Origin of the sequence: Sphingobacterium ginsenosidimutans (assembly GCF_039536865.1) — a bacterium.
Lineage (GTDB): Bacteria > Bacteroidota > Bacteroidia > Sphingobacteriales > Sphingobacteriaceae > Sphingobacterium > Sphingobacterium detergens.
In genome coordinates this window covers 727,904-754,298 of sequence record NZ_BAAAZK010000002.1, presented here as the reverse complement: position 1 = coordinate 754,298, position 26,395 = coordinate 727,904, and the positions used below count along the sequence as shown (strand labels likewise).

29 protein-coding genes and 2 tRNA genes are annotated in these 26,395 nt (G+C 41.8%); 18 read left to right on the top strand and 13 right to left on the bottom strand.

Going from position 1 to position 26,395, the window contains the following annotated elements; translation table 11 throughout:
• Positions 1–122: 122 nt before the first annotated feature.
• Together ABFX33_RS02990 and ABFX33_RS02985 are read right to left on the bottom strand one after the other, a co-directional pair.
• Positions 123–2,018, bottom strand: a complete 1,896-nt coding sequence (locus ABFX33_RS02990) for a hypothetical protein (RefSeq protein WP_346084204.1) — start codon at positions 2,016–2,018, stop codon at positions 123–125.
• A 22-nt stretch (positions 2,019–2,040) separates the two neighbouring features.
• Entirely contained in the window at positions 2,041–2,280 is a 240-nt protein-coding gene (locus ABFX33_RS02985; protein WP_346084202.1) for a hypothetical protein, read from the bottom strand.
• Between the two features lie 718 nt (positions 2,281–2,998).
• Between ABFX33_RS02985 and ABFX33_RS02980 the strand changes: the two genes are divergently transcribed.
• The 4 genes from ABFX33_RS02980 to ABFX33_RS02965 are packed head-to-tail and all read left to right on the top strand — an operon-like array spanning position 2,999 to position 5,053.
• Positions 2,999–3,550: a hypothetical protein gene (locus ABFX33_RS02980; RefSeq protein WP_346084201.1), complete on the top strand. Its 552-nt coding sequence runs from the start codon at positions 2,999–3,001 to the stop codon at positions 3,548–3,550.
• 21 nt (positions 3,551–3,571) lie between these two features.
• A complete protein-coding gene (locus tag ABFX33_RS02975; RefSeq protein WP_346084200.1) occupies positions 3,572–4,183 on the top strand; it encodes a peptidase associated/transthyretin-like domain-containing protein in 612 nt (203 codons plus the stop codon).
• 39 nt (positions 4,184–4,222) lie between these two features.
• Entirely contained in the window at positions 4,223–4,768 is a 546-nt protein-coding gene (locus ABFX33_RS02970) for a hypothetical protein (RefSeq protein ID WP_346084199.1), read from the top strand.
• Positions 4,769–4,789: 21 nt separating this feature from the next.
• On the top strand, positions 4,790–5,053 hold the full coding sequence (locus ABFX33_RS02965; protein WP_346084198.1) for a PD-(D/E)XK nuclease family transposase: 264 nt from the start codon (positions 4,790–4,792) through the stop codon (positions 5,051–5,053).
• A 239-nt stretch (positions 5,054–5,292) separates the two neighbouring features.
• Here ABFX33_RS02965 and ABFX33_RS02960 read toward each other — a convergent pair.
• From ABFX33_RS02960 to ABFX33_RS02950, 3 genes are all read right to left on the bottom strand, one after another.
• Positions 5,293–5,377: transfer RNA gene (locus ABFX33_RS02960), tRNA-Leu, on the bottom strand.
• A 5-nt stretch (positions 5,378–5,382) separates the two neighbouring features.
• Positions 5,383–5,455 (bottom strand) — tRNA-Gly (locus tag ABFX33_RS02955).
• A gap of 112 nt (positions 5,456–5,567) precedes the next feature.
• Entirely contained in the window at positions 5,568–6,056 is a 489-nt protein-coding gene (locus ABFX33_RS02950; protein WP_120259507.1) for a regulatory protein RecX, read from the bottom strand.
• Positions 6,057–6,131: 75 nt separating this feature from the next.
• Between ABFX33_RS02950 and ABFX33_RS02945 the strand changes: the two genes are divergently transcribed.
• Positions 6,132–8,573 (top strand): bifunctional UDP-N-acetylmuramoyl-tripeptide:D-alanyl-D-alanine ligase/alanine racemase, encoded by a 2,442-nt coding sequence (locus ABFX33_RS02945; RefSeq protein WP_346084197.1) that lies wholly within the window; start codon positions 6,132–6,134, stop codon positions 8,571–8,573.
• 49 nt (positions 8,574–8,622) lie between these two features.
• The gene (locus ABFX33_RS02940) at positions 8,623–9,222 is read left to right on the top strand and encodes a DUF502 domain-containing protein (protein WP_346084195.1); all 600 of its coding nucleotides are present in this window, start codon (positions 8,623–8,625) and stop codon (positions 9,220–9,222) included.
• Between the two features lie 118 nt (positions 9,223–9,340).
• On the opposite strand, the gene ABFX33_RS02935 is transcribed toward ABFX33_RS02940, so the two are convergent.
• The 4 genes from ABFX33_RS02935 to ABFX33_RS02920 are packed head-to-tail and all read right to left on the bottom strand — an operon-like array spanning position 9,341 to position 12,556.
• Positions 9,341–10,282, bottom strand: coding sequence for a glycerophosphodiester phosphodiesterase family protein (locus ABFX33_RS02935; protein ID WP_346084194.1), 942 nt, complete (start codon positions 10,280–10,282; stop codon positions 9,341–9,343).
• 17 nt (positions 10,283–10,299) lie between these two features.
• The gene (locus ABFX33_RS02930; protein WP_346084193.1) at positions 10,300–10,815 is read right to left on the bottom strand and encodes a shikimate kinase; all 516 of its coding nucleotides are present in this window, start codon (positions 10,813–10,815) and stop codon (positions 10,300–10,302) included.
• A gap of 6 nt (positions 10,816–10,821) precedes the next feature.
• Positions 10,822–12,006, bottom strand: a complete 1,185-nt coding sequence (locus ABFX33_RS02925) for a BT_3928 family protein (RefSeq protein WP_346084192.1) — start codon at positions 12,004–12,006, stop codon at positions 10,822–10,824.
• A gap of 7 nt (positions 12,007–12,013) precedes the next feature.
• Positions 12,014–12,556 (bottom strand): DUF1599 domain-containing protein, encoded by a 543-nt coding sequence (locus ABFX33_RS02920; RefSeq protein WP_120259513.1) that lies wholly within the window; start codon positions 12,554–12,556, stop codon positions 12,014–12,016.
• 230 nt (positions 12,557–12,786) lie between these two features.
• On the opposite strand from ABFX33_RS02920, the gene ABFX33_RS02915 reads away from it, so the two are divergent.
• The 4 genes from ABFX33_RS02915 to cysM all read left to right on the top strand — a co-directional run bounded on the left by ABFX33_RS02915 (position 12,787) and on the right by cysM (position 15,838).
• Complete coding sequence (locus ABFX33_RS02915; protein WP_346084191.1) at positions 12,787–13,584, top strand: HipA family kinase; 798 nt, start codon at positions 12,787–12,789, stop codon at positions 13,582–13,584.
• The gene (locus ABFX33_RS02910; RefSeq protein WP_120259515.1) at positions 13,562–13,945 is read left to right on the top strand and encodes a DUF3037 domain-containing protein; all 384 of its coding nucleotides are present in this window, start codon (positions 13,562–13,564) and stop codon (positions 13,943–13,945) included. Before ABFX33_RS02915 ends, ABFX33_RS02910 begins: the two co-directional genes overlap by 23 nt.
• Positions 13,946–14,148: 203 nt before the next feature.
• Entirely contained in the window at positions 14,149–14,958 is an 810-nt protein-coding gene (locus tag ABFX33_RS02905; RefSeq protein ID WP_346084189.1) for a serine O-acetyltransferase, read from the top strand.
• A 7-nt stretch (positions 14,959–14,965) separates the two neighbouring features.
• Positions 14,966–15,838, top strand: a complete 873-nt coding sequence (gene cysM / locus ABFX33_RS02900) for a cysteine synthase CysM (RefSeq protein ID WP_120259517.1) — start codon at positions 14,966–14,968, stop codon at positions 15,836–15,838.
• Between the two features lie 259 nt (positions 15,839–16,097).
• On the opposite strand, the gene ABFX33_RS02895 is transcribed toward cysM, so the two are convergent.
• A complete protein-coding gene (locus ABFX33_RS02895; protein ID WP_120259518.1) occupies positions 16,098–16,457 on the bottom strand; it encodes a bleomycin resistance protein in 360 nt (119 codons plus the stop codon).
• Between the two features lie 350 nt (positions 16,458–16,807).
• Between ABFX33_RS02895 and ABFX33_RS02890 the strand changes: the two genes are divergently transcribed.
• Positions 16,808–17,782 carry a YeiH family protein gene (locus ABFX33_RS02890; RefSeq protein WP_120259519.1) on the top strand — a complete coding sequence of 325 codons (975 nt, stop codon included), beginning with the start codon at positions 16,808–16,810 and terminating at the stop codon, positions 17,780–17,782.
• 48 nt (positions 17,783–17,830) lie between these two features.
• On the opposite strand, the gene ABFX33_RS02885 is transcribed toward ABFX33_RS02890, so the two are convergent.
• The 3 genes from ABFX33_RS02885 to ABFX33_RS02875 form a co-directional block, all read right to left on the bottom strand.
• On the bottom strand, positions 17,831–18,292 hold the full coding sequence (locus ABFX33_RS02885) for a GNAT family N-acetyltransferase (RefSeq protein ID WP_257093309.1): 462 nt from the start codon (positions 18,290–18,292) through the stop codon (positions 17,831–17,833).
• A 48-nt stretch (positions 18,293–18,340) separates the two neighbouring features.
• The gene (locus ABFX33_RS02880; protein ID WP_120259521.1) at positions 18,341–18,799 is read right to left on the bottom strand and encodes a MaoC family dehydratase; all 459 of its coding nucleotides are present in this window, start codon (positions 18,797–18,799) and stop codon (positions 18,341–18,343) included.
• Between the two features lie 185 nt (positions 18,800–18,984).
• Positions 18,985–19,410: an SRPBCC family protein gene (locus tag ABFX33_RS02875; protein WP_120259522.1), complete on the bottom strand. Its 426-nt coding sequence runs from the start codon at positions 19,408–19,410 to the stop codon at positions 18,985–18,987.
• A 249-nt stretch (positions 19,411–19,659) separates the two neighbouring features.
• On the opposite strand from ABFX33_RS02875, the gene ABFX33_RS02870 reads away from it, so the two are divergent.
• The 7 genes from ABFX33_RS02870 (at position 19,660) to ABFX33_RS02840 (ending at position 26,296) form a co-directional block, all read left to right on the top strand.
• Positions 19,660–20,466 carry an alpha/beta hydrolase gene (locus ABFX33_RS02870; protein ID WP_346084186.1) on the top strand — a complete coding sequence of 269 codons (807 nt, stop codon included), beginning with the start codon at positions 19,660–19,662 and terminating at the stop codon, positions 20,464–20,466.
• 209 nt (positions 20,467–20,675) lie between these two features.
• Positions 20,676–21,134 carry a hypothetical protein gene (locus ABFX33_RS02865; RefSeq protein WP_257093302.1) on the top strand — a complete coding sequence of 153 codons (459 nt, stop codon included), beginning with the start codon at positions 20,676–20,678 and terminating at the stop codon, positions 21,132–21,134.
• A gap of 401 nt (positions 21,135–21,535) precedes the next feature.
• A complete protein-coding gene (locus tag ABFX33_RS02860; protein ID WP_346084184.1) occupies positions 21,536–22,429 on the top strand; it encodes a DUF3347 domain-containing protein in 894 nt (297 codons plus the stop codon).
• Positions 22,430–22,440: 11 nt separating this feature from the next.
• Entirely contained in the window at positions 22,441–22,872 is a 432-nt protein-coding gene (locus ABFX33_RS02855) for a hypothetical protein (protein WP_346084182.1), read from the top strand.
• Between the two features lie 11 nt (positions 22,873–22,883).
• Complete coding sequence (locus ABFX33_RS02850) at positions 22,884–23,540, top strand: DUF3347 domain-containing protein (protein ID WP_346084181.1); 657 nt, start codon at positions 22,884–22,886, stop codon at positions 23,538–23,540.
• A gap of 4 nt (positions 23,541–23,544) precedes the next feature.
• Positions 23,545–24,009 (top strand): DUF2231 domain-containing protein, encoded by a 465-nt coding sequence (locus ABFX33_RS02845; RefSeq protein WP_346084180.1) that lies wholly within the window; start codon positions 23,545–23,547, stop codon positions 24,007–24,009.
• 10 nt (positions 24,010–24,019) lie between these two features.
• Entirely contained in the window at positions 24,020–26,296 is a 2,277-nt protein-coding gene (locus tag ABFX33_RS02840; protein ID WP_346084179.1) for a multicopper oxidase family protein, read from the top strand.
• The last annotated feature ends 99 nt before the right edge of the window (positions 26,297–26,395 follow it).

Sequence of the window (26,395 nt, the reverse complement as noted above, 5' to 3'; positions counted from 1 at the left end):
ATCATCGTAATAATTTTATAAAATTTACTAAAAACTCCATCAAAAAGAAGATCTCTTTCCTTTTGATGGAGTAAGTAGCTATAGTATATTGACTATATAAAATTATAATTGATCATATAAAATTATAACTCTCCTGACCAGGATTGGTTACGTACGCAACGGATCTGACGAAATTGTGTTTCTTGTGCATAACCTATATCAAAACGTGTCGAACGACCAGCATAGTTAACCGTAAAATCATTAGGTCCGCGATAATCAGTGGTATAGGCGACGTGTGCAAAGGTAGTCCCACAGTTGGTACAATTTGCGTCAGGTACGCTTTCCCACTCATCGCTGGTCCAGCGACTTGTATGGGTATAGATCCCATCCCTTGCCGTGTTGCTGCGGGAGTCAACCTGGCTGCGCGACGATATTAATTTACCGTCTGCATCCATTATACCGTTGAATGCAAACAAGATCCTGTTGCTGTATTCCGAAAAGTTTCCCCTGGAAGAGCCTCCATCTCCATCAAAGCTCAGGTTCACTAAGGCAATCCAGTCATAAGTATCCGCATTGCTGTTCGGATTAGAAAATCCGGAATAAGGATAAGGGGTTCGCTGTTGGACAAGGCTCTCTGCCTCTGACCGGGTAGGCAGACGCCAAATCCCCTTTGGATAAACCTCCAAACAAGGATCGCCGGTTTTTATGGGACTAGCTGGGGTCAAAGACATCCAGTGCCAGTATTCAGTCTGCTCAGTATCCGATTTGCCAGGATAGGGTGCGTGTGCCGGGTCGGATCGGAAACGATATTTGTCAAATGTACGGGCAGCAGTGCCATCATACCACAGGTCACTCCGTGCCCATATCGTGCCGTTAGCTAGAATACCCGATTCGATTGCACGCATGCCCAGGGAGTAGGTACTTCCTGCTTGAGGTGAAAAACGCAGATTAGCGATACGAAGACGGTCTGTCGTACTGCCAAACTCCCGGGTAGTCACCGGTGTTGTATTTGGCGGATAGAGCACTGCGTGGTCAAGGTTGATTGAAAATACCGGTGAGATCCGAAGCGCCTGGTCATCGATGGTACGACCAGCTGGGATGACTGTATAAAGGGAAACTGTTTTTACCATATCCGCCGTGCTGATATCCTTATTTACGACGTGTGCGGCCGTATTTGCCGTTGCCATCTCGGTTGGCGTTCCGAAATTGCCACTAAAGATATCCAGGTCAGCAGTATAGAGTAATGTAGTATACTCCCCATCCGATGCTTCTGTGCCGAGCTGAAGCGAGCGGAAAGTGTTTACGCTACCGAAGATTCCACGGGTGTCCACGTCGACATCAAATCTTGTGGTCTTGTGGTCAAAAGTAATGTTCAGAAAGTTCTCTCCTAATTTGGTGTCAATGGTCCCCGAAGCAAAAAGCACGTCTTTATTAGCGAGATCTGCCGCTGCGACTTTTCCGTTACTAATATCAGGAACAGTCCGTTCATTGATCGAAAAGGAAAACCAGCGGTAGGTGGTACCCGCTTCAACCTGAAGCGCTGGATTGGTGCCGGACGATGCTGCCACATTCTGCAGCAGCGTACTCCCCGTCGCATCATAGATCAATATGCGGTATTGGTTCTCGGTGATCATTGGAACTGCTGCGAACTTTTCAGCACCAGATGCTGCTTTTAAACTTACCTCTGAACTTTCTTTGGCTTGGCTATCGGCCAATTTGTCTGTGCTATTACCTATTTGCACAGGGCTTTCCATCGTCGTTAGGACATCCATTCCAGACGCGTGGACGAATTTCTCCTCCCGCCTTATTGCTCCACCTTCACTTTTTGTCAGATTAGCTTTTGATGCGCGGGATTTTACGGTCGATATGGTCGTGGGTTCATTGATTCCCGAAACCATCACCTTGATGACCGAATCTGATTTTTTATCTGGGACAACTTCCTCCTTGTCGCGAGAACAGGAAACAATGAGTAGTGTGATAAGGCATTGTCCGATCAGCCTACCTAGCGGTAAGGTCATCTTTTTTTTCGTTTTGTACATATTCTAAATGGTTAATTTTCGGTTAAAAATCGAAGTCATTGTCGCCTGATCCAACATCGCCCCCGCTAGACCAGTCATTGACTTTCGGACTGTCCGGATTACCGGAATCTCCCGGCCTCAAGGTGGCAGAACCCGCGGCTATGCCGGATTCCATTTCAATTTCAGTACGTATCAACAGCGGCGACACGTACACTTGTTTTTTTTTGTCCATTGATTTCTTTAAATACTTTAAGTTGTAATTATTGCTTAAAATGTTTAACAAAATTAACGTCCATACATTTATTGTGGTTATTGAAATTATTTTAAAATATTATTAGAAATATAACACTCATCTAATTTATTCAAAGTTATATTTCTATTTAGTTATTTTAATTTCAATGTTTAAACAGCTATTTTGAACAGGCCAAAAACCATTACCGTGCCGAGCAGTTAAAGAAATTTTAGAATAAGAGTCCTATAGGAAAGTCTTATATCCCAAGCGCAGGTAGATCGGTTCAGACCTTTCCATAAAAGAGATCACCTGCGGCCCTGGAATCTGCGAAGCGGATTTACTACCATTCTATTTTTTTGCTTGATGGCTGTCACTAATGGCGGCCATATATGAGACTAGCAAAAGGGAGGCTTAATAAAACCCAAGCCCCCCATATCAAATGGTAAGTTTAGGTTGTAATGATCAAAAGCATAAGCAGTCTTTATATGAATACATTGAGCTTAATATTTTCGACTTTAAAGCTTTTCAGGTATTGATGAAACAGGTCTACGTTACACTAAAGTTTCCTACTCTCTTCTCTAATTAGCGTCTCATGAAATGTTGCAATCGGATCGTTGAGATCTTGTTTGTAAGAGCTTTCATGGGGTCTATCTAGCATGCTATGTAACATTTGCTTACGAAATCCTACATAATGTTGTTAAAATTATAACTACTGTACATAGTGGCATATCCTTTGGCGGTGTAAGTTATAAAACTTAAATTTTTGATTATGAAAGTATCGAAAATTCTAACACTTTTTTTCCTAATTTTTATAACGTTTGCCCTCATTTTAAGCTGTAGCAAGAGTGAGGATAAGGATACAGAAATTCCGGAAGGGAATTACATCAAACTAACCATCGACGGTGAAGAGATTATGATGACCCATTTGGCGGTCATGGCCGAAAAGGAGAATAAGACCTGGAATCTGAATGCGCTGTCTGGAGGTAGTGGAAGTTACTCACTGACAGGAAGGACGAGCATGACGATCAATATCCGCGACAAGGATGGTATACTTAAAGAAAAGACCTACAAACTGGATGACGGAAGTGCCGATATAATGGCCACTTTCACCGAGTATCTAAACGAAAAACCAGATACCTACAGTTGGTCAGCAACTACGGCGTCGGCCCTTTCTGGCGATGAGCTAACGGTAACGTTTTCGTCTTTGAAAAATGGTGTTGCAAAAGGCACTTTCTCGGGGCAATTGCGTGTAGCTAGCGGAGGGGATCTGAAAACTTTCAGGCAGGTTACCCAAGGAGAGTTCTCCCTGTCGATGAAGTAGAAATCTATAAATTATTAACAAATGAAACGTATTCAATTATACAATTCAAGGATATTGTTCACAGTGAACAATGTCAGGAAGACAATCGCATTTATAATGAAAGTTGGGGACCCCATAAAACTAACATGGCTCTGTATATTTTTATTATCAGCTTTCTCTGTTAGCGCGCAGTTGAACATTCCACCAAAAGCTGCTTTCGATCCATCGGAGGCAAAAGAATTGCTCGCTCCCGGAAGTAGTTCTATCAAAGGCATAGCCTATACCCGGACGAAGAACGGCTTCGGTATGACCGGAACTAAGACCTCAATCACTAGGGAAACGGTCTATCTGCTCCCTTTTACAAAGCACTTGGCCGAGTGGGATGCCCAAAATTCAAAAATGTTCAAGAACAGGAATAAAAGGTATGTCCTTTCGGATGAATGCCTCCAATACTATCTTTCAACCACCACCGATGAATATGGTAACTTCGAATTTAAAAACTTGAAACCGGGTAAATATCTGTTGCAGACCAAATACTACATGACGCATACCTATGATGGTGTGGATGTGGGAACGAAGGCATATCTGATGGAAAAGAAAGTAGAGATAAAAAATGAAAACGAGGTGCTGGATGTCAAATTCGCCAATTGGTAATGTGTTTAAGATCGTGAACATCAATAAAAAATAAAGCATATGAAAAACAGTAGATTAATATCTGGATTTATCCTCTTATCAGCTCTTTTAACACTTTCAACGTTGTCTATTGGATGCAAAAAAGATGATAATGGAGACGGTGCTAATGGTAGTGGTTATCTGCGTGCCAAAATAGACGGAAAAACGGTCGAATTTAAATTTTTTAGTTCGAGCCAGAATAACGAAAGATCACTGGCGGTAAAAGGCAATACAGGCGATATTAATAGAGGGGAAGACAACACGCACCTTCAATTGTCTATTCTGGACAATGAAACAATCAAAGTAGATACCTACGAGCTTGAATCCACACCAACAATGGTGATTACCTACGGTACAGTAACACATAAGAGTGACGGTACTTCAGTACAGGCAAACTATTCGGCGACCACCGGATCATCCCTGTCGGGCGATGCATTTGAAGTTAAGATCAAGTCGATTTCAAAGGCTCGTGTTGAGGGGAGTTTTGCGGGAATCGTGGTGGCCACTGGCAAAAAGAATATAGTAATATCGGAAGGAGAATTTGCCGTTGACATTACCAATAAGTAAGGCAAGCACAAAGAAACTTTTATGACCCCGTCAAAATTTATCGACCTCACGACCGACTTCGCGTTTAAAAAGGGGGGGACAGAAGCCCAGAAGGATCTGTTGCTGGCATTCCTCAATGAGCTGTTCAGCGGGCGCAAGGTGATCAGAGATCTGGTCTATAACAAGAACGAGCATGTTGGCGATAATGCCGACATCGGCACGGTGATTTTTGACCTGACCTGTACGGGCAATAACAGGGAGCAGTTTGTGATTGAGGTGCAGCGAAGCTCGCAGACCAACCTATAGCTTCGATACCAATTGAAAATTAACCCTAATCGAAAACCTGTTTCAGATCGGCGCATATGCTAAATTAAGTAAGGAGGAACGAGAAATGTGCGATGCTAAGAGGGCCTGACCTTTAAAAATGGTATTTTTAGAACACCTTCACTGAATCCGGTGTTTCATTATAACTATCTGACTATGAACAAAAAAGGCTTGCTCTTTGTGGAGCAAGCCATAGAAGGAAATTCGCTAATCCCTTCTTGTACCTAGGGCGGGAATCGAACCCGCACTCCCTTAACGGGAACAGGATTTTAAGTCCTGCGTGTCTACCAGTTCCACCACCTAGGCAGGTGAGCGAAAAACGAGATTCGAACTCGCGACCCCAACCTTGGCAAGGTTGTGCTCTACCAGCTGAGCTATTTTCGCATGGAATTTTTATTTCAATTTTAAAAAGAACCTCGTGTTCCTTTTTGGTGATGCAAATATAGAGCGAAAATTTAATATTGCAAAATATTTGTTTACTTTATTTTGTCGTTTTTTATAACTCCTTTGAATTCAGTATAGAAAAAATTAAATCGCTTTCAAATCCCCTAGACAACGCAAATTGATAGACTTTGTTCCTAACGATGAAAGAATCTTTGCTGTTTATTTCCCGAATTTTTTTGTCAATAATATTTTCCAATATAGTCTCGTATTCGTCCAGGTCAATCTGCTTGAATGCAATTTTTATCAATTGCTCAGAAACCCGCTTTCCCTTTAGAGCCTGTTTGATTTTGATTTTGCCCCATCCTTTCATGCGAAGCTTCCCATTACAATAGGCTATCGCGAAGCGCTCTTCATTTAAAAAGTTTTCTGCGATTAAATTTGCTATAGTATTTTCGACATCCTCCTCATGCAGCCCCCAGCCGTAAAGTTTGTCCCGCACTTCTTGTTGGGATCTTTCCTGGTAAGCACAATAACTTTCAGCCTTTAATTGAGCCTGACGTGCTGTTAGTATCTTTTTGTTTCTTTTATCTTCTTCGAACATATTGTCAAAATTTCAAAAATAATATGAAATAACTAAAAAAATGTTCAGTTTTGATCCAATCAAAATATCAGGAGAATGTATAAAATATCGGAAATCGTCCAGATTTTACACCCTAATCGCACATTTATCACGGATCCCAATTCTTTAGTTCAGCATTTATTTTATGATAGTCGGAAGATTGTTCAGGCTGATAACGGTGTGTTTTTCGCACTTCAGAAGAGTAGGGATGGTCATCATTATATCAAAGAAGCCTATGATAAGGGCGTGAGAAACTTTGTTCTGCAGATAGATGAGGAGCAGGAACTGTTATTTCCGGATGCAAATCTGATATGGGTTTCGGATAGCCTCGAAGCTATGCAAGTATTGGCGGCTTTTCATAGGCAGAAGTTTAGTTTTCCGGTTATCGGCATCACTGGCAGCAATGGGAAGACAATAGTCAAGGAATGGTTATATCAGCTCATGTCTCCTGAATATAAGATCTACCGTAGTCCTAAAAGCTATAATTCACAATTGGGTGTTGCACTTTCGCTATGGGGCTTATCGGACCAGTATAACCTGGCGATTATCGAAGCTGGAATTTCTGAGAAGGGAGAAATGGTGAAGTTGGAAAATATGATCAAACCAACAATCGGCCTACTAACAAATATAGGCGTGGCCCATAAAGCTGGTTTTGAGTCAAAGAACGAAAAGATCTACGAAAAGATCAACTTGTTCAAGGATGTTGAAACCATGATCTTTCCCAGCCGTTATGTGGAGGATATTCAACTGCCCTATCGACCTCGAAAGTTTTCCTGGGGGTTTGATGAAGGGCTTTCATTGGAGGTTTATTCCCTCAAGCAGGTGGATGATAAGTTCACGGTAGCCACACTTTTCTATGGCGGACGGACATTTGCCATCGAGGTACCTTTTGTCGATAAGGGAAATGTGGAAAACGCGATCAACTGCGTTGCCGTTATGCTGCGTTTTGGTTATGAAAAAGAGGTAATTGCATCGAGAATTAAGGAGCTACAACCAGTTGCGATGCGATTAGAGCTAAAAAAAGGGAAAAAGAATAGCTCGATTATTGATGATTCCTATAGTAATGATCTGGATGCCCTGCAGATCGCGCTTGAGTTTTTAAATCAACAGGGACAGCATCCCCGAAAAATATTAATCCTTTCCGATATACCGGGCGTAAATATAACGGATGAGAAAAGTTTGTCAAAATTGAAACGCTTACTTTCAGAATACCGGCTAGATAAACTGATCTTGATTGGGGAGATCTTGACACAGGTCGCTGATCAATTTGCTGTTCCATCGGTGTCTTATCCTAGTACAACATCATTTTTGGAAGATATCAGGGCTATTCAATTGGAAGATTCTACTATTTTATTGAAAGGGGGACGGGAGTTTCACTTTGAACGAATCAGCCGGTTGTTGGTGGCTAAATCACATGATACTGTGCTTGAGATCAACCTGAATGCCATGGAGAATAACTTGAATGTCTATCGCCAGCTGTTGCCAAAACATGTAAAATTGATGTCGATGGTCAAAGCATTTTCTTATGGCAGTGGAAGCTTTGAGATTGCAAACCTTTTACAGTTCAATAGGGTGGATTACCTGACTGTTGCATTTGCCGACGAAGGGGTTGATCTGAGGGGAGCAGGCATCACATTGCCAATCGTTGTGATGAGCCCGGATGAAAATACGTTTGAATCCATCGTTCAGCATAATCTCGAACCTGAGATTTATAGCTTTCGAATTCTGTCTTCTTTCTTGAATTACTTAAAAGGGAAGGGGATCGCGTCCTTTCCGGTTCATATCAAAGTGGATACAGGAATGCATCGTCTTGGTTTCATGCCTGATGAGGTCGATAGACTCATTACGGAGCTAAAAGAAGGTTCGATACTTCAGGTAAAGTCGGCATTTTCCCATTTGGCCTCCGCTGGAAATAAGGAGGATAATGCTTTCACCCAACAACAGATTGATCTCTTGGATCAATTTACAAAGCGCCTTGAAGAAGGTCTCGGTTATTCATTCTTAAGACATATTGCAGCGACTTCGGGCATCGAACTATGGCCGCAGGCTTATTTTGATATGGTTCGGTTGGGAATTGGACTGTATGGGATCGATATTGAACGACATGATCTTCCGCTTAGAGAAGTCAGTAGTTTGAAGACCAATGTGACGCAAATAAAACATTTGGCTGCTGGAGAGACAGTAGGTTATAATCGGCATGGGGTATTGCACCGGGATAGCAAAACTGCAACCATAAAAATTGGTTATGCAGATGGTTATGACAGACGTTTTGGTAATGGTGTGGGTAAGATGATGGTCAATGGCTGTCTTGTACCAACGATCGGAGATATTTGCATGGACATGTGTATGCTTGACGTTACGGATATCGAAGTAGCCGAGGAAGACGAGGTAATCGTTTACCCCGATATTAAGCTTGCTGCGAAATCTATCGGAACTATTCCTTACGAATTGTTGACGAGTATCTCGCAACGGGTAAAAAGAGTATATTTTTATGAATAATAAAGGATATTCTGCATTTTTGTATAAATATATTTTGATTTACTAACTCATGCTGGGCAAATTATTCAGGGGATTTATTAATTATCTAATTCGAGGTATTCTCGTTGTTGTACCATTGGCTGGTGCTGTCTTTCTGATCGTATGGATTTTTGCATCGATAGACTCTGCGCTGAATCTGACTGAACATTTTTTTCAGGATGAAAAAGGGCATCCGCTATATATTCCCGGAATCGGAATCTTAACAGTCATTCTTATCCTTGTTCTTGCGGGGGTGATATTTACGAATTTTGTGACTGATCCGATTAAAGTGTGGATCAATCATCAGATCAAAAGAATACCGCTTTTGAATACTTTGTACACCTCGATAAAGGATTTCACTGAAGCATTTGTGGGTGACGCGAAAAAATTCAATGAACCCGTGCTGGTGACTGTAAACGAGTTCGGACTAAAAAAGATCGGGTTCCTGACACAGCATGATCTGAAAAGTATTGGTTTAGAAAACGAGGTAATGGTTTATTTCCCCTATTCCTATTCCTTTGCCGGTCAGGTTGTTATTATCAGTGCGGATAAAGTTAAAAAGCTGGAGATGTCACCTACGGATGCGATGAAACTTGTGGTTTCCGGTGGTGTCAGTGGGATAGCGCATTAGAACATTAACGGAGTAGGGCGTAACGAAAAAAGAATCTATACAGCAGGTAAACAACGATAGGATTTGTGGAGGGCGATGCTTCTACAATTGAAAATAGAAGCAAAGCGGTCGGGGTCGTTTATTGTACAAATTTCGAAGATATCCCTCTTTTTTTGACATAAAAATTTAAGGCCCGTCCAGCTTCCTTTGGCTGATCTGTACTCAAGATGTCTGCACCACGTTCAATAAAGCTAGCATACAACTGAAATCCTTTTTTGGCGGCTTGTCTGTCGAGGTTACCTTGGGTGCCCAGAATGCACATAATTCCATGATCATGCAATACTTTGGTCAGCTCAGGATCAGCTTCCCGTGTGCCCACGAAGGCTAGCAGCTTATTGTCAGGGATATCCTTCTCATTAAGGCGGGCAAGATCATCAAGGTTCTTCACAGAAGCGGATATCATTAGGTCCCCAGCCAAGTTATGCACTTTGCCGGCTTGACCAGCACTATACGTGATGATAACAACACTGGATTCGGCACGTTGCTGACGGATGACATTGATCACCGATTCGTAGGGTACATCATTTTTAATGTCCAGTGTAAAGATGACCTTTCCTTTTCCCCAAGCGAGTGCTTCGTCAAGTGTAGGGATCTTGTAAGGAGTTATTTTCTTGTTGTTGTCTAGCAAACGTAGTTTTTTGAGTTCGGCCAATGTACGTTCACTGACGGATCCTCGACCTGTCGTGGTGCGATTGAGCGTATTGTCATGCATAAGTACCAGCGCCGAATCTTTGCTCAAGCGAACATCACACTCCACAATAACAGGTTGTAGACCGGCATTGTAAGCGAAGGTCTCTAATGCATTTTCGGGATAACCAGAAGTAGGGCCGCCACGATGCAAGCTAACCAGCGGATAACGATTGTCATCGTAAGTCAGAAATTGATAGAGATCTTCTACGGTCGTCAGCTGAATACGCTTGCCCACAGGTAAGCCTTCGGTGTCGCCACTATGGCGAAAACAGCTGCTAAGAAGTAGTACACAGCTTAAGAATAAAAAAAAGAAGTGCGGGCGTATGCTCATTATTAGCTATTGTACGATTAAGTATTATGCTGATTGATCAGGGTAACTAAAGCCTCTACTGTTGTATTGAGCTGGTCTATTGTTAGATGGGCTTGGCTGTAGTAGGGCTCGCGTTCGGTTAATTTCTCTTCGATAAAGACCCGTAATTCTTCCGGTGATTTGCCGATTAGAATAGGTCTTTTGTGTAATTTCGATTGTGACAGACGATCAAATAAGGCTTTGGGGCTCATTTGCAGATACACCGCATAACCATTGGCTTTGATCCAATCCATGTTGTCAAAAAAACATGGAGCGCCACCACCGGTAGATATGACGGCATAGTTGTCCGCAAATTTGCGGATCTGTTCACGCTCAAGTTCTCGAAAGGCTGCCTCACCATGTTCGCCGAAATATTCGGTAATGCTCATGCCAATCTGCTTTACGATCTCTTCGTCGGTGTCGATAAAAGGTAAATCTAATTTGTTGGCCAGCTTTTTCCCCAGCGTGGTCTTTCCACTGCCCATATAGCCAATCAAAAAAATAGGTTTAGGCATATTATTCTATTTGTCTTTACTTAAAAAATTGTCTTCAATCGTCTTTGCATCCGGGAAATTATTGTAATGCCATTTGCCCATTACATTTCCACCTTTTAACAAGATCACCCCCGGATTGGCTCTGACCATACTTTTCAATGGAATTAAATCAGCATAGTATATTTCAGCAATCAATTGCATCTTATCACTCAGGTATTGAGCATCTTTGGAGGCTGAGGCAGTCAGTAAGACAACCCGAAGACCATTGTAATCTTTGGTCATCTGTGTCACCGTCTGATTGATTTTCTGGAGCGCATCTATATTGGTAGACGAAAGATCCTTGGCGACGATGATAACATTATAATAGGGGTTGGCAATGATCTCCTGCGTATGATCAGCGCCATCTGCGTCCGTGATCAATAGGTCGGGGATAGGAATATCATATCCTTTTTTGATAAGCCTGCTTTCTGGCTCGCCAATGATCTCCCAAGACTCGTCCTCCCAGAGCTTATCCGCCATATAGACTTTGTCATTGACTTTCTTGGTCTCGCCTGTCTTTTTGTTTTTCATGGTATAGAGCTGCTCAAAGACATCCCCTTCTTTTCCCTCTGGAAGAACCATTAGTGAAGGGAGATTATTGCCAATTTTATAGGGTAAGAAATCTATAAAAGGAAGATAGTTGACTGTATATATGCCGATACCCAAGGAAACAACGGCTGTAATCAATGTGACAACAAATTGATTGCCGGAGCCTTTGATAATAGATCGGATCTGTTTGCGGTAAAAAAAGATGATCAGGATCAGGGCCAATAGTACCAGATCTTTGGAAAAGGATTGCCAAGGAGTCAATGGAATGGCATCGCCAAAACATCCACAGGAGGTGACAACTTCGAAAAATGCGGAATAAAAGGTCAAAAAGGTGAAAAATAGGATCAATAACAGTAATCCCCAAGCCACCAAATTGGCATAGACACCAAACAACAATAGCGCACCTAAAAGAATTTCAAAACCACAGATCACCACAGCAATGGCCGTCGCGTATTCATTGAAGGCTGTCAAGTGGAATACCTCGAAATATTCCTGCAGTTTATAACCGAAACCTGTCGGGTCATTGGCTTTGATAAATCCAGAGAAAATAAAGAGAAGTCCAGTGAAAATGCGGCAAAATCCTAAAAGGTAATTTGTCTTTGTTGTCTGTTGTGCTGCTGTCATTATCCGATTATTGTTGTGCTAGTCCTAATTTAATTAACGCAAAAACTGCGTAGTTGAGCATATCCTGGTAATTGGCGTGAATGCCTTCGGAAACAATAGTTTGGCCATCATTGTCCTCGATCTGTTTGACCCGATGAATTTTCATTAGGATCAGATCTGTCATAGAAGAAACACGCATATCGCGCCAAGCCTCACCATAATCATGGTTTTTGGCCAGCATGAGGTCTCTGGTTTCTGTTACTTTTTCGGTATATTTTTGATTGACAAAGCTAGAGTCGAGGTTTTCCTCGCCATCTTCACCCAGATCAATCTGGATCATAGCCATAATGCAATAATTGATAATACCGATGTATTCGTCTATGACACCCTCCCCAACCTTGGATACTTTTTTGACCTCGAGCGTACGTATACGTTGTGCTTTGATATAAATCTGGTCGGTAATAGAAGACAGGCGCATGATCCGCCAAGCCGTTCCATAATCTTTTGTTTTTTTTATAAATAAATCTTGACAGTGCTTGATAACACTGTTATATTCCTGAATAGTATCCATATCGCTTTTGAAAAGAACTTGATTAAACAAGTCGAGATTATAGGACAAATATAATTAGAAAATAGTACTTCTGATGGTCAAATGAATGTACAATTTGTGCTATTTTGCTAAAATTTAAATAAATATTTGAGATATTTCGACCATTAAAGGTTTTAAAACTAACTTTATCTTAGTTTGATATTATGTGCAGAGTTGATTGCCAACTTTGAATAGCAAGAAAATAGAAATTCATGAATTTTCAACAACCTATTATTCGCGAAGTAGAGATTACCCGATATGTTCAGCCATTTCGGGAAGGAGGATCTTTGCCGGCGCTGGTCGATGCTGATGATGGCTTTAGTTATGTCATCAAATTTAGAGGAGCAGGACAGGGACGAAAGGCACTGATTGCCGAACTGATCGGCGGTGAGCTGGCCAGATTGTTAAAATTAAGAGTGCCTGAAATCGTCTTTGCCCATCTGGATGAATCTTTTGGGCGCTCCGAACCGGATGAAGAAATACAGGATCTACTCAAATTCAGCGTGGGGAAAAACCTTGGGCTCCATTTTTTGAGTGGGGCAATTACTTTTGATGCCAATGTGGATGTGATTGGAGCGGAAGAGGCTTCCAAGATTGTGTGGCTGGATGCCTTGTTGATGAATGTTGACCGCACAGTCCGGAATACCAATATGTTGATCTGGCACAAAGAACTGTGGTTGATCGACCATGGCGCATCCTTGTATTTCCACCATAGCTGGGACAATTGGGAGGAACAATCGCACAAACCTTTCGTGCAGATTAAAGATCATGTGTTGTTAAAAAACGCGACCATTGTTGAAAAAATAGATGCTGAATTCAGTCCTCTTTTTACGGAGGATGTTTTTCGTAAGATATTGGCCGTTGTACCGGACGAATGGTTGGAGGATTCCGAACGTGAATTGTCAGCAGCGGATGCGAGAGAGGTGTACGTTTCATTCTTGAAACAACGTGTGGCGAGTTCGTCAATTTTTGTAAAACAGATAGAAGATGCCAGAGAGAACCTTATATGAATATGCTGTGGTGCGACTGGTACCACGTGTAGAGCGTGAGGAATTTATCAATGTTGGTATTGCGCTCTACTGTCGTAAATATCGCTTTGCCAAGATGGTCTATGCCATCGACGAGCAAAAGGTGCGTGCGCTCTGTCCTAAAATTGAATTGGAACTCATCGAAAACCATCTGTCTTCCTTTCAACGGATTTGTAATGGCGATAAAGATGCCGGAAAACTAGCTGCGCTGGATATCACAGAGCGTTTCCGTTGGCTTACCGCCAAACGGAGCACGGTCATCCAATGTTCCGCTTCACATCCCGGACTCTGTGAAGATCCCGAAGCAACACTGCAAAACTTGTTTGAGCGCCTGGTACTTTGATAGACATCGTCAGGCCACTAAATGGAGCTTGTGCCAAAAAGAGGAAGAAATGCTGGCTGCAACGATGCCCTAGGTAATAAATTTGGAGCGGGTTTGGGACTCAAATAGAAAGAAAAAAAATGATTTAATCGTAGCCTTATTGCTAATAAGGCTTAATCTATCAATATTGTATAGTATATTTGTTTTAATATTTACTTTTGAAGATGCATGATTTTTATCAACATATCTATGAGCAGCAATTAGCTGTTTTAGAAATGCCTTCCAATAAGAAGATCTGTGGCTGGGCAACCAAAATTTTGGATGTGCTTTTTCCGGAGCGAAATTCTGGCGAAATGAAATCGGTAGAAGATGTAAAACTTGCCTTTGAGCAATTTGAACTGGAGTTGGAACAGCTTCTGAGTAAGTCAAAAGCCTGTGGTCATTGCAATCATGCACAAGTGGCCCATCAGTTTTTTGAACGTATTCCGGCGTTGTACGAGCTGATGTGCTGGGATGCTGATGCATTGATGGATGGAGATCCAGCTGCGCAAAATAAGCGTGAGGTTGTACGCACCTATCCCGGTTTTTTTGCCATCTGTATTTTCAGAATGGCAAATGAGCTCCACCGTCTAGGTGTGCCCCTGATCCCAAGGATATTGACCGAACATGCACATTCCAAGACAGGTATTGACATTCATCCGGGGGCGACCATTGGTCATCACCTTCATATAGATCATGGTACAGGGCTAGTCATCGGAGAGACTTGTATAATAGGTAATTACGTTAAACTATACCAAGGTGTTACGTTGGGCGCCTTGAGTGTGGACAAGGTCTTTTCGAATGTCAAACGCCATCCGACGATCGAGGACCATGTTATCATCTATTCCGGGGCGACTATTTTGGGCGGTGAGACACGTATAGGTCATCATTCCGTTATCGGTGGGAATGTTTGGTTGACGAGCTCGGTCGAACCTTATACTACAGTATACCACCAGGCAACGGCGAAATTTATAGATTCAAAACCAATCATATAGATACATTATGGGAAATATTATAGATACCATCGGAAATACACCCTTGGTGGAGATCACCCAATTTCATGCGAATCCCAAGGTACGGATCTTTGCAAAGATGGAGGGGAATAATCCCGCCGGCTCAGTCAAAGATCGCGCGGCATTAAATATGATACGTTCAGCAATGGAGCGTGGTGAAATTTCGAAAGAAAGCAAACTGATTGAGGCAACAAGTGGTAATACAGGGATCGCCCTAGCCATGATTGCCGGAATATATGGTTTAAGTTTGGAACTGGTTATGCCCGCATCGTCTACCCGCGAACGGACGTTGACGATGGAGGCTTATGGCGCCAAGGTTACGCTCTTAGAATCTATGGAAATATGCCGTGACTATGCGGAAGAAAAAGCGTTGAAGGAAGGCTATTATATCCTAAACCAATTTGCCAATCCGGATAACTATAAAGCCCATATCAAAACAACCGGGCCAGAAATTTGGCGTGATACAGATGGGAAAATTACCCATTTTGTGAGTGCAATGGGGACGACGGGAACGATTATGGGGAATTCCATTTACCTTAAAGAGAAAAATCCGGAGATACAGATCGTCGGTTGTCAACCTACACCCGAGTCATCTATACCTGGAATCAGACGCTGGCCAGAAGCCTATCTACCAAAAATATTTGATCCAAGCCGTGTGGATCGAGTGATTGATATTTCACAGCAGGAAGCGACCGAACTGGCGCGTGAATTGGTGAAACGCGAAGGAGTATTTGCAGGTATGAGTACAGGGGGGGCATTTGCTGGCGCATTGAAAATTGCCAGCGAAATTGAGGAAGGGATCATTGTCTTTATCGCATGTGATAGGGGTGACCGTTATTTGAGCTCAGACCTATTTGGCTAGTCCTTTCCTGGTTAAACAGACCTGTTCTATAAAATATTTACCTGTCTTTATTATGGCAAAACCAAGCATAATAAAGACAGGTTTTTTTGTTTTTTCTTAACGTGTCTAATCGTCTCAAGGGCTATTCTCCTTTTATTTGTCGTGTCGTTTTCCATTGGACAGGATATCTTCAATAAAGTGTATTGGCTGGGTCTGCATATACCCAGTATACCAGCTGCCTCTTTGTCAAACCTTTGCTACAGTAGTTAAACGTTTAGTGTTATTCTCCCTGTCCGAACGTTAGCAAATTGCTATCTGGATCTAATATGGAAAATTCGCGCTGGCCCCAAGGTTTTGTCTCCAGTTTGCCATTCGGATGGATGGCAATGTTGCGTGCTAAAAAAGATTGATAAAGCTCATCAATATCATCCGTACGGATATAGATCATGCCATAATTTTCTTCGGGTGGCAGTTCCCTAAATTCAAAAAAATGAATCTCGATCTGATCTTTTTTGATCATCAGATATCCTTCATAATCTTCGGTGCCACAAGGTATGAAGCCCAGCTGACCTAAGTAAAAATCGCTTGTGACAGCTTTGTCGCGCATCGGTAATTTGGGGTGTATCGCAGTTAGTCTCATCGTTTACTTGTATTATTTGAATCTTATTGAAATATAGTGATTTATCTTGGATCTTCCACCTATACTTATTATTTTCCAAGTGGAATGCCAATACCGAAATATGGACTGTTATAAGTGTGATCTCATTGAACCCATGGATTTATCTTTTTTGATCGTATTTGATCCTCATATTCTTCCAATAAATATCGATGCCGCATTTGATCTGGATGGCTGTGCAATCCACATTTACAGGTTGAACTCTTTTGCGATGTTTTTATGAAATATAACGTATAGTTATGACTTATTAGTATTTATAGTTTTATTGATAAATAAAAGTTATTCAATTTTGTGCCAGATCAAAACACAAAATCATGTACAAAAAAGTGACTCCCACCATGCGATACAAGCATATACTCAACAAAAAGATTACTATCCGGGAAATCATCTTTATCCTCTTGCTTATCTTATGTCTGACACCAGTCGTATCAGCTCCTCTGGCGCTACTGCTGGGGATTATTGTTGCCCAGTGGATCGGACATCCCTTTTTGGCTGTTAATCACAAAGCCACGCAAATCCTTTTACAACTTTCTGTTGTTGGTTTGGGTTTCGGTATGCAGATTGACTCCGCTATTCAGACAGGCAAAGATGGATTTTTACTGACTGTTATCTCTATTATCGGGACATTGTCCCTGGGCTATGTATTGGGTAAATTATTAAAACTGGAAAAGCTAACTGCCTATCTCATCACCGTAGGAACTGCTATCTGTGGCGGAAGTGCTATTGCTGCGGTTTCGCCCACTGTGAAAGCCAATGAAAAGCAGATCAGTGTCGCTTTGGGAACTATCTTTGTCTTGAATGCACTTGCTTTGTTTGTATTCCCGGTCATCGGTCGTGCCCTAGATCTCTCCCAGACACAATTTGGACTTTGGTGTGCGGTTGCAATACAGGATACGAGTTCGGTGGTCGGTGCGGCAAGTAAGTATGGAACAGAAGCTCTTCAGGTGGCAACGACGGTTAAATTGACGCGGGCACTATGGATTATTCCGATTTCTTTGCTGAGTGCGCTTGCTTTTAATACCAAAGGGACGCGGATTAAAATTCCTTATTTTATCGGATTATTTGTATTGGCTATTATCTTGAATAGTTATATTCCATTTTTTCAAGAGATAGGAACTTATGTGGTTCATATTTCCAAAGTCGGATTAACATTGACGCTCTTTTTAATCGGAGCCAGCCTGTCAAGAGATGTGTTACTGTCTGTAGGTTATAAAGCGATCCTACAGGGGCTTGTATTGTGGTTGTGCCTTGCCATCCCTGTGTTAATTTATATTTATTTCTGTCTATAGAAAAGGGCAGTATCAAATAGCAATCGGAACCTGCTGTTGCTAGGGGAGTTAGGGTTGATATTTCAATAAAATCATATCTCTTAACAATTGACCGTTTTCATAGATAGGTTGTTCGTAATTCTCTATAAAGAAATTCGCACGGACACTATATTGAACAAAGCCATTACGTTCATAAAATCGGATCTGATCGAAACCACAATCGGCAGTGCCAACAATCAGGTTGGGGTATTGTGTACAATAAGTCTCCTGGATGTATTGTACTATTTTGCTCCCAAGGCCTTTGTTCTGATGTGAAGCAGCGACAGCAATATTTTTGATCTCCAGCGTCTCACTATCGACGGGGTATAAGCAAAATACAGCAATTGGCTGTTGCAGTTCCTGAACAACAAAGACGGAGGAATCAAAAAGGTACTTATTGATTGCGGTGACAGTCTCGTCGGCCAGAAGCAACAAATCATAAGGATAGTCCTTATGATTTGTGATCTGTTTTATTTCGAATTCAGCTAACATGTAAATAGCCTGTCTGAAGTTTTTAAAATGAATCCTATTCGGATTGATTTAATTGAAGTGGTATAAAAAGATAACATCCCCAACATAAGCCGGTTTGGCACTATCCTTAATTTTTAAAGTTGCTTCAATGGTTACTTTGATCACTCCCCTGAGATTGACAACCGATTTAACGTGTGTATGTAATTGTACTTCGTTATCGACCAGGACCGGTTGTGCAAAACGTAGGTTTTCGATGCCATAATTGATCTCCATTTTGACATTCCTTACTTCTGCAATCTGTTTCCACAAATAAGGAATTAAGGATAGGGTCAGATAACCATGTGCAATGGTCGATTTAAATGGACTCTCTGTTTTTGCTTTTTCGCTATCGAGGTGGATCCATTGGTGGTCTAAGGTTGCATCGGCAAACAGGTTAATCTGTTTTTGATCGATTGTATGCCATTGAGATTCGCCTAATGACTTTCCTTCAAAGGCTTTGTACTCTTCATAATTGTTAATTATTGTCATATGTTATGTCTTTATCGCTTTTCGTTGGAATTTGCTCCGTAGGTTACATACAGGAATATCAAATTTTGGCTAAAGATAACCATTGTCGTTAGCAATCCAAGTATGTCTGTTATTATATGTCTACTAATTGAACTGATTGTCATCAGCTGAATATGCTGCAATTACCGCATTTAAAGCGTTTGTCGCTATGATGGGCTCCCATATGTTTTTTCTACATAGGCTTTGAAGTTGTCCAAAATGGCTTGCCATCCTTGCCGTTGCATCTCAACAGGGTTTTCGAATTCAGCATCAAAAATAACGGTAATCTCGGTCGTGGATTTTTTCGAGTTGAAATTTATGGTAACCTTACGGCCATCGGGCATCGTATAGGCTATTTTTTTGAACGGTTCGAGTGCCGTATAGGTTCCTATAAAGTCAAAACCCATGGAGCCATCTTTTGCCTCCATACGATTCTTGAATTTTCCTCCGATGCGTAAATCGTTGATTGCACCTGTACAGTGCCAATCATCGGAAGCTTGATTCCATTGCATAATATCTTCTGCTGAGGTATAGGCGTTCCAGATGATCTCCACACGCACATCAATATGCGCTTGTATTTTTATCTGCTCCATATTATGTTACTGATTTTTTCTAAAGTATTTACAGTTTCCCTATTAATAACAGTTTCTTTATTAATAACAGGAAAATTTACCTTTTGTTATGTCCCCTGTAAGATAATCATTAATATGCTTCTAAAAAAGATCATTAAGGATATTAGCTTGATGTGTTGTTCTTGGGAATAGACAATTTTGCGTTAAAAGGGAGGGGATCCGTTGGCTTTTTGTTAACTTTATGAATGTGAATCCTTAAACCCATTTATTATGTCTCCAAAATTCCTTATTGTATTCTTTTTATTGATTACTTCGAACAGGATCTTCGCACAGAAATATCGTACCCTAGCAGATATCAGTTATTGTAAAAATACCGATACCGACGCGTATAAAAAGGAACGATGTAAGCTGGATCTTTATATTCCTACTGACCGAAAAGATTTTTCCACGATCGTCTGGTTTCATGGTGGCGGACTGGAAGGGGGAAACAAATTTATTCCATTGGAGCTTAAAGAGAAGGGGGTGGCTGTGGTCGCTGTCAATTACAGGTTGAGCCCTAAGGAGAAAGCGCCAGGTTATATTGAAGATGCTGCAGCGGCTGTTGCCTGGGCGTTCGCCCATATTGCTTCCTATGGTGGTGATCCGGCAAAGATTTATGTGTCAGGACACTCTGCTGGAGGATACCTAGCGTTAATGGTGGGACTGGATAGCAGCTATCTACACAAATACGGAGTCGATGCGAATCGGATAAAAGGCCTCGCACCGATCAGTGGTCAGACCAATACACATTACACCATTAAAAAGGAACGTGGACAATCTATGATCATCCCACAGATTGATCAGTATGCGCCTATAGCCTTTGCACGAAAGGATGCGCCACCTATTGTATTGATCACAGGTGATGCGCGATTGGAGCTGCCCGCACGATATGAAGAGAATGCGCATCTCGCAGCAATATTAAAGCAGGTCGGTCATGCAAAAACCTCTTTATATCAATTACAGGGCTTTGATCATGGAGCCGTCTATGCACCGGGTTGCTTGCTGCTACTGAATTGGATCAAGGAGCTGGAAAAATAAAACTAGGCCTTACAAAGTTAACACAATAGTGCTAAGCCATTGATTGATTGATTGATTGATTTTCCCGTCAGAAATTTTATAAAATAAAATAAAAATATTACAACAGCTGTTTCGGAAATAGTAACGATCTTTATCCCGTAATAGCTACATACAGGGTTATTTCCTGTAAATAAGGTATTATAGCATAAATAAAATAAATTTGAATTCCTATGTGGGCAAAAGTCAACATCTTGTTGGTCATCTGTATTTTGGGGCTATTTTTAGCACCAAGTCTGGGGTTTGCCTGCCATTCAGTCCCCGAAAAGCCGAAGCAGGAGAAGAAATCCTGTTGTGCAGAAAAAGGTCAGGATGTAAAGGATAGCGAGCAAGGTCAAGATCCAAAACATACGGACAAAGCGCAAGATGTAAAGGAGACTGACACGAAAGATTGCTGTAAAGATAAAAAACAGGATTCTGGAGCTTCAAATGATCACGGAGATGACTGTGGTAAACACTGTGCCGAAAAATCATGTCGTACTTCGATGCAATGTAATCCGATGATCTCTTTTTATGAAGTGGATCTTATTTTACCATCGGACACAGATCAGCTCAAATTGTCTACCCTGTACAAGCAACCGTTTTGCTCGGATGCTTATTTTTCGATCTGGCAGCCTCCCAAAATAGCCTAATTATCGATGGTAGCCCATGCTACGTCTTTTTGGATCGCCATCGGCGTTCAAAACCCCTCTTAATATATAAGATGAAAATACCCATTATATGATATGATCTAGTGATGGTCTACGGCTTTTAGCGATGGATAACTGGCTATTAAGGAAGTTTTCGTTATTATTTATTTAAAATTTATTCGTCATCAGGTACTCTTATTTGAAAAGCATAAATACGAATCAAATTTTAGGGGGTATATCCTATACTATTAAAATATAAACTGAGTGTAATGCGTTCATTGATACCAATGAAAACAAACACCATCAATAAAAATTTACAGATGAAATATCCATGTTGGAAAAATACAAACACTTATGAAAATAGACGGGATATTCCATATGGTCATTAAAAAAAATATTTACAGATGAAATCCATTTCAATAATTGGCTTAGTAACCCTAGTATTACTGACCAATAACACGATACAGGCACAGATCAAAAATGCGAAAACAGCAACGGTAAAAGTCTTCGGAAATACCTCTGCTGCAAAAACTGCCATCGAGCAGGAAGGTAAGGCCGGAAAGACCGCCCAGGTAGACTGGAACCAGGAAACTAAAATTGCGACCATCACCTATGATGCTTCAAAAACAAATGAAGATGACGTTTTAAAACGTATTGCCTTGGCAGGATTTGACAGTGAGAAGTTTCTGGCACCGGACGACGCTTATGCCAAGTTGCCCAAAGCAGATCAATACACAAGAACATTAAAACCTGTATCAAAATCGCAGACTGCAACAACTACCGAACCTAGTGGACAACATCAGTCGGGGCAAACAGATCATTCAGCTCACCAAAATGCTACAGCAGCGGTTGCGGTAACCGGAAAAGTAACACAATTGACAAATGTGGTCGATCAATACTTTGCTTTAAAAGATGCGCTGGTCAAGACGGATGCCCAGACGGCGGCGACCAAGGCCGCGGCATTGCAGGAAGCGATCAAGGCCGTGGATATGAATAAGCTTGCATCCGCTGAACATACTGTCTGGATGAAGGTGATGAACAATTTGACTGCTGATGCTACAACCATCGCAAAGAGTAAGGATGTGACCAAACAACGTGTTGCATTTGCCTCGCTTTCGACGAAGCTCTATGAACTGGCCAAAGTGAGTTCTTTCGGGAGTCCTGTCTACTATCAACATTGTCCAATGTTTAACGAAGGGAAAGGTGCAAATTGGTTGAGCAAGGAAAAGGCCGTTAAAAATCCATTCTACGGATCGCAAATGATTACTTGTGGAAGTACAGTTGAAACGCTTAACTAATAGCTGACCCCATGAAATATCTAGTTGCTATTATAGCAGTGTTTGTCCTCACATTGACGGCATGCACCAATCCACAAAGCAATTCAAAGGCAGCGCTTAAAAGTCCTGAAAAAGATACAACGATGCAGGTAACAGCTGCTGCAAAGCAGTATAAAAAAGGGGATCTCGTACCTACTGAAGATGTATGTATGGTCAACGATGCTTTTATGGCCAAGAAACAACTGCTGGTCAAACATGAAGGCAGGGCTTATTATGGCTGCTGTGAAATGTGTAAGGAACGAATCCCTAAAGAAGCCGCTGTTCGTGTTGCTATTGATCCCTTGTCCAAGAAAGAGGTTGATAAAGCCAATGCAGCTATTGCCATAACGGGCGATCAGGGGGAAGTTTCTTACTTTGAAAACGAAGAAAATTATCGGAAATACGTTGAAAATATAAACCAATAAATAGACTTAAAATGAAAAGAATAATACTGATTGTAGTTGCAGCAATGACACTTGCTGCCTGCAACAACTCAAAACCGAATCATACGCATGCCGCACATACGGCGAAGGAAGATGAGGAGACAAGCGCTGCTACGGATAAAACGAAAGCAGATACAGCTGGGGTAGCCGATACAACAGCAAAAGCGCTGGCTACTGAAACTGCTGCTAACACAAAGACGGATGCTGCAGTTGCAAAGGATAGATCTTTTGAGGAGGTGTACAGTGCTTACTTTGAATTAAAAGATGCGCTGGCAAGAGATAATGGGCAGAACGCACAGCAGGCTGCCAAAAAGATGCAGGTTGTGGTTGCAAAAATTGATGCCGCCAAGCTGGAGACCGCTACCGCTGCTGCTTGGAAACAGTATCAACGGAAATTGGCCTTTGATACAGAACATATCGCCGGGATTGATGAAAATGGACATCAACGTGAGCACTTTGTGACGCTATCCAAAAATATGTACGCATTGTTAAAAGTGGTGAAACCGGATGCTCCGGTCTACTACCAACATTGTCCAATGTATAATGAGGGTAAAGGCGCGTATTGGTTGAGCAAACAAAAGGCAATTGACAATCCTTATTTGGGCAAATCAATGCCTACCTGTGGATCTACTGTAGAAACAATTCAATAGCGTGATGGAGAAATTGTTTGAAGGGTTTCCCAGCTTGCACCCCTTGGTGGTTCATTTCCCTATAGTGCTGCTGCTTTTAGCTTTGCTCAGTCAGGTGGTGGCTGTAAGCTATAGCCGGTATCGGGGGGAGTTAAATATAGTGACTTTTGTCCTATTGCTTTTGGGAACAATAGGGGCTTTTGCAGCAATCCAGACAGCATCCCATATTTCGGGAGATGCGGATGAAGAAGCCTTTGCCGTGTTTGATACCCACCAACGTTATGCCTGGATCAGCTTTTGGCTGGCTGGGATAACCACAGTGGTACGCTTCGTGGCATTGCGATGGAGTAAGGTCATCTGGACAAACTATTTGATCGTCATTTTGTTGATAAGTTTGTCTGTGACACTATTTATCACGGGACACCATGGCGCACGGCTGGTCTATCAGTATGGTGTGGGACCTAAAAGTAATGGAGTTTTAATTAAGTAATCGCATGAAAATGAGTAATAAGAGAAATATATTAATAATTGTTTTACTATTGATGACACAGGCTGCTGTGTTTGCACAGAAGGTGGTGCGTCACGAACTGTATGTTCGGGACACCATTGTGAATTATGCAGGCAAAGCAAAACGGGCTATTTCCGTAAATGGGCAGATCCCTATGCCGACGTTGACATTTACTGAGGGAGATACTGCGGAAATTGTGGTTCACAACGAGTTGAAAGAAAGTACATCGCTGCACTGGCATGGTATCTTTTTGCCAAACAAAGAGGATGGTGTACCGCATCTAACGCAGGAGCCGATTAAGCCGAACTCAACTTATACCTATCGTTTCCCGATTATTCAACACGGGACGCACTGGTATCATTCGCATTCGGGCTTGCAGGAACAGATCGGCATGTATGGTAGCCTTATTTTGAACAAACGTGCGGATGACAAGACTTTTCGCAAAGGAATAGATGATTTACCGACTATTCCATTAATCATAAGTGAATGGACAAATTATAATCCAGATAATATCCAGCGGATGCTCCATACGGGAAATGACTGGGCAGCTATTAAAAAAGGGGCTACCCAATCTTACGCGGAGGCGATCAAAGAGGGTAAGTTTGGAACGAAAATCACCAATGAATGGAAGCGTCAGCTCGCCATGGATGTCAGTGATGTGTACTACGACAAGATCCTGTTGAATGGTGCCCATTCTACGGATCTAAAGGAAGTAGATGGAAAGAAATTGAAAGCGGGAGACAAGGTACGTTTGCGGATTTCCAATGGTGGTGCCTCATCTTATTTTTGGTTGCGCTATGCGGGTGGGAAAATTACCGTAGTTGCAAACGACGGGAATGATGTGGTACCTGTGGAGGTGGACAGACTGATGATCGCTGTATCGGAGACCTACGATGTGGTCGTGACGATCCCGAATGAAGGGACGTCCTACGAGTTTATGGCGACAACCGAGGATCGGACCCAATCGGCAAGTTATTTTGTGGGTAATGGCATTAAGCAATTGATTTCACCACTCCCTCGTCTCAAATATTTTGAGGGAATGAAGATGATGAATGACATGATGAAGATGGATGGTAATCTAAACGATATGGGCATGAATATGAGCCTGAATCAGATGGATATGAATGTAGTCATGTATTCTGAAATTACCGGAGATGGAAAGAAAAAGGAAGATCACAGCAAGCATAGTGGTATGGATCATGGGAAGATGAAGACGGAAGAGGACCCAAACCGTTACAATGCGAATGCACTGGGTGATATTGTCACATTGAATTATGCAATGCTGGAATCTCCCCATGAGACCGAATTGCCGAAGAACGCTCCTGTGCGGGATCTTAAATTTACCCTTACAGGAAATATGAGCCGTTATGTGTGGAGCATGGATAATAAAATTCTTTCAGAAACGGATAAGATTCCGGTGAAGAAAGGGGAAGTACTGCGGATTACCATCTACAATAATTCCATGATGCGCCACCCGATCCATTTGCATGGCTTTGACTTTAGATTACTGAATGGCAAAGGTGCAAAAGCTCCATTGAAAAATGTGGTCGATATCATGCCAATGGAAACAGATACCATAGAATTTTTGGCAAATGAAGAAGGAGATTGGTTTTTTCACTGCCATATCTTATACCATATGATGGCCGGAATGAACCGGGTATTTGCTGTGGATGACTATAAAAATCCCTATTTACCGGATAAAGCCAAAGCATATAAGGAGCTGCAACATGAAAGTAATATGACGCATTTTATGGCGCAGAATGACTTTGCAACTAATGGAAATGATGGTCAGGCAATGTTCCAAAATGCGCGCTGGCAACTGGGATCGGAATGGCGACTGGGGTACAACGATATGCATGGTTACGAGGTGGAGACACACTTGGGACGTTTTTTTGGAAAAATGCAGTGGTTTATGCCTTTTGTAGGTTTTGATTACCGTTACCGCCGAATGGGCGACGATGAACATGAAAAGAATATCTTCGGTCAGGCAAATAAAAAAGATAGCCGCAAAGCGGTGAGCCTGGGTTTTATGTATACGCTGCCGATGCTGGTGAATTTTCAAGCTGAAGTATACCATGATGGTATTGTCCGATTGCAGATGATGCGCGAAGATATCCCGATTTCACGAAGAATACGTGGCGATTTTATGGTCAATTCGGATCTTGAATATATGGCCGGACTGAATTATATCATCACGAAGAATATGGCCTTCAGAACACATTACGATAGTGATATGGGCTTTGGTGTGGGCTTATCGTTGAATTATTAAAAGGCTTATTAAAGCAGAAAAAACAGGGTATCTCATCATGAGATACCCTGTTTTTTTATTAGATTCTCGATTACATGTCTATTTCAATAAACCCTTTGG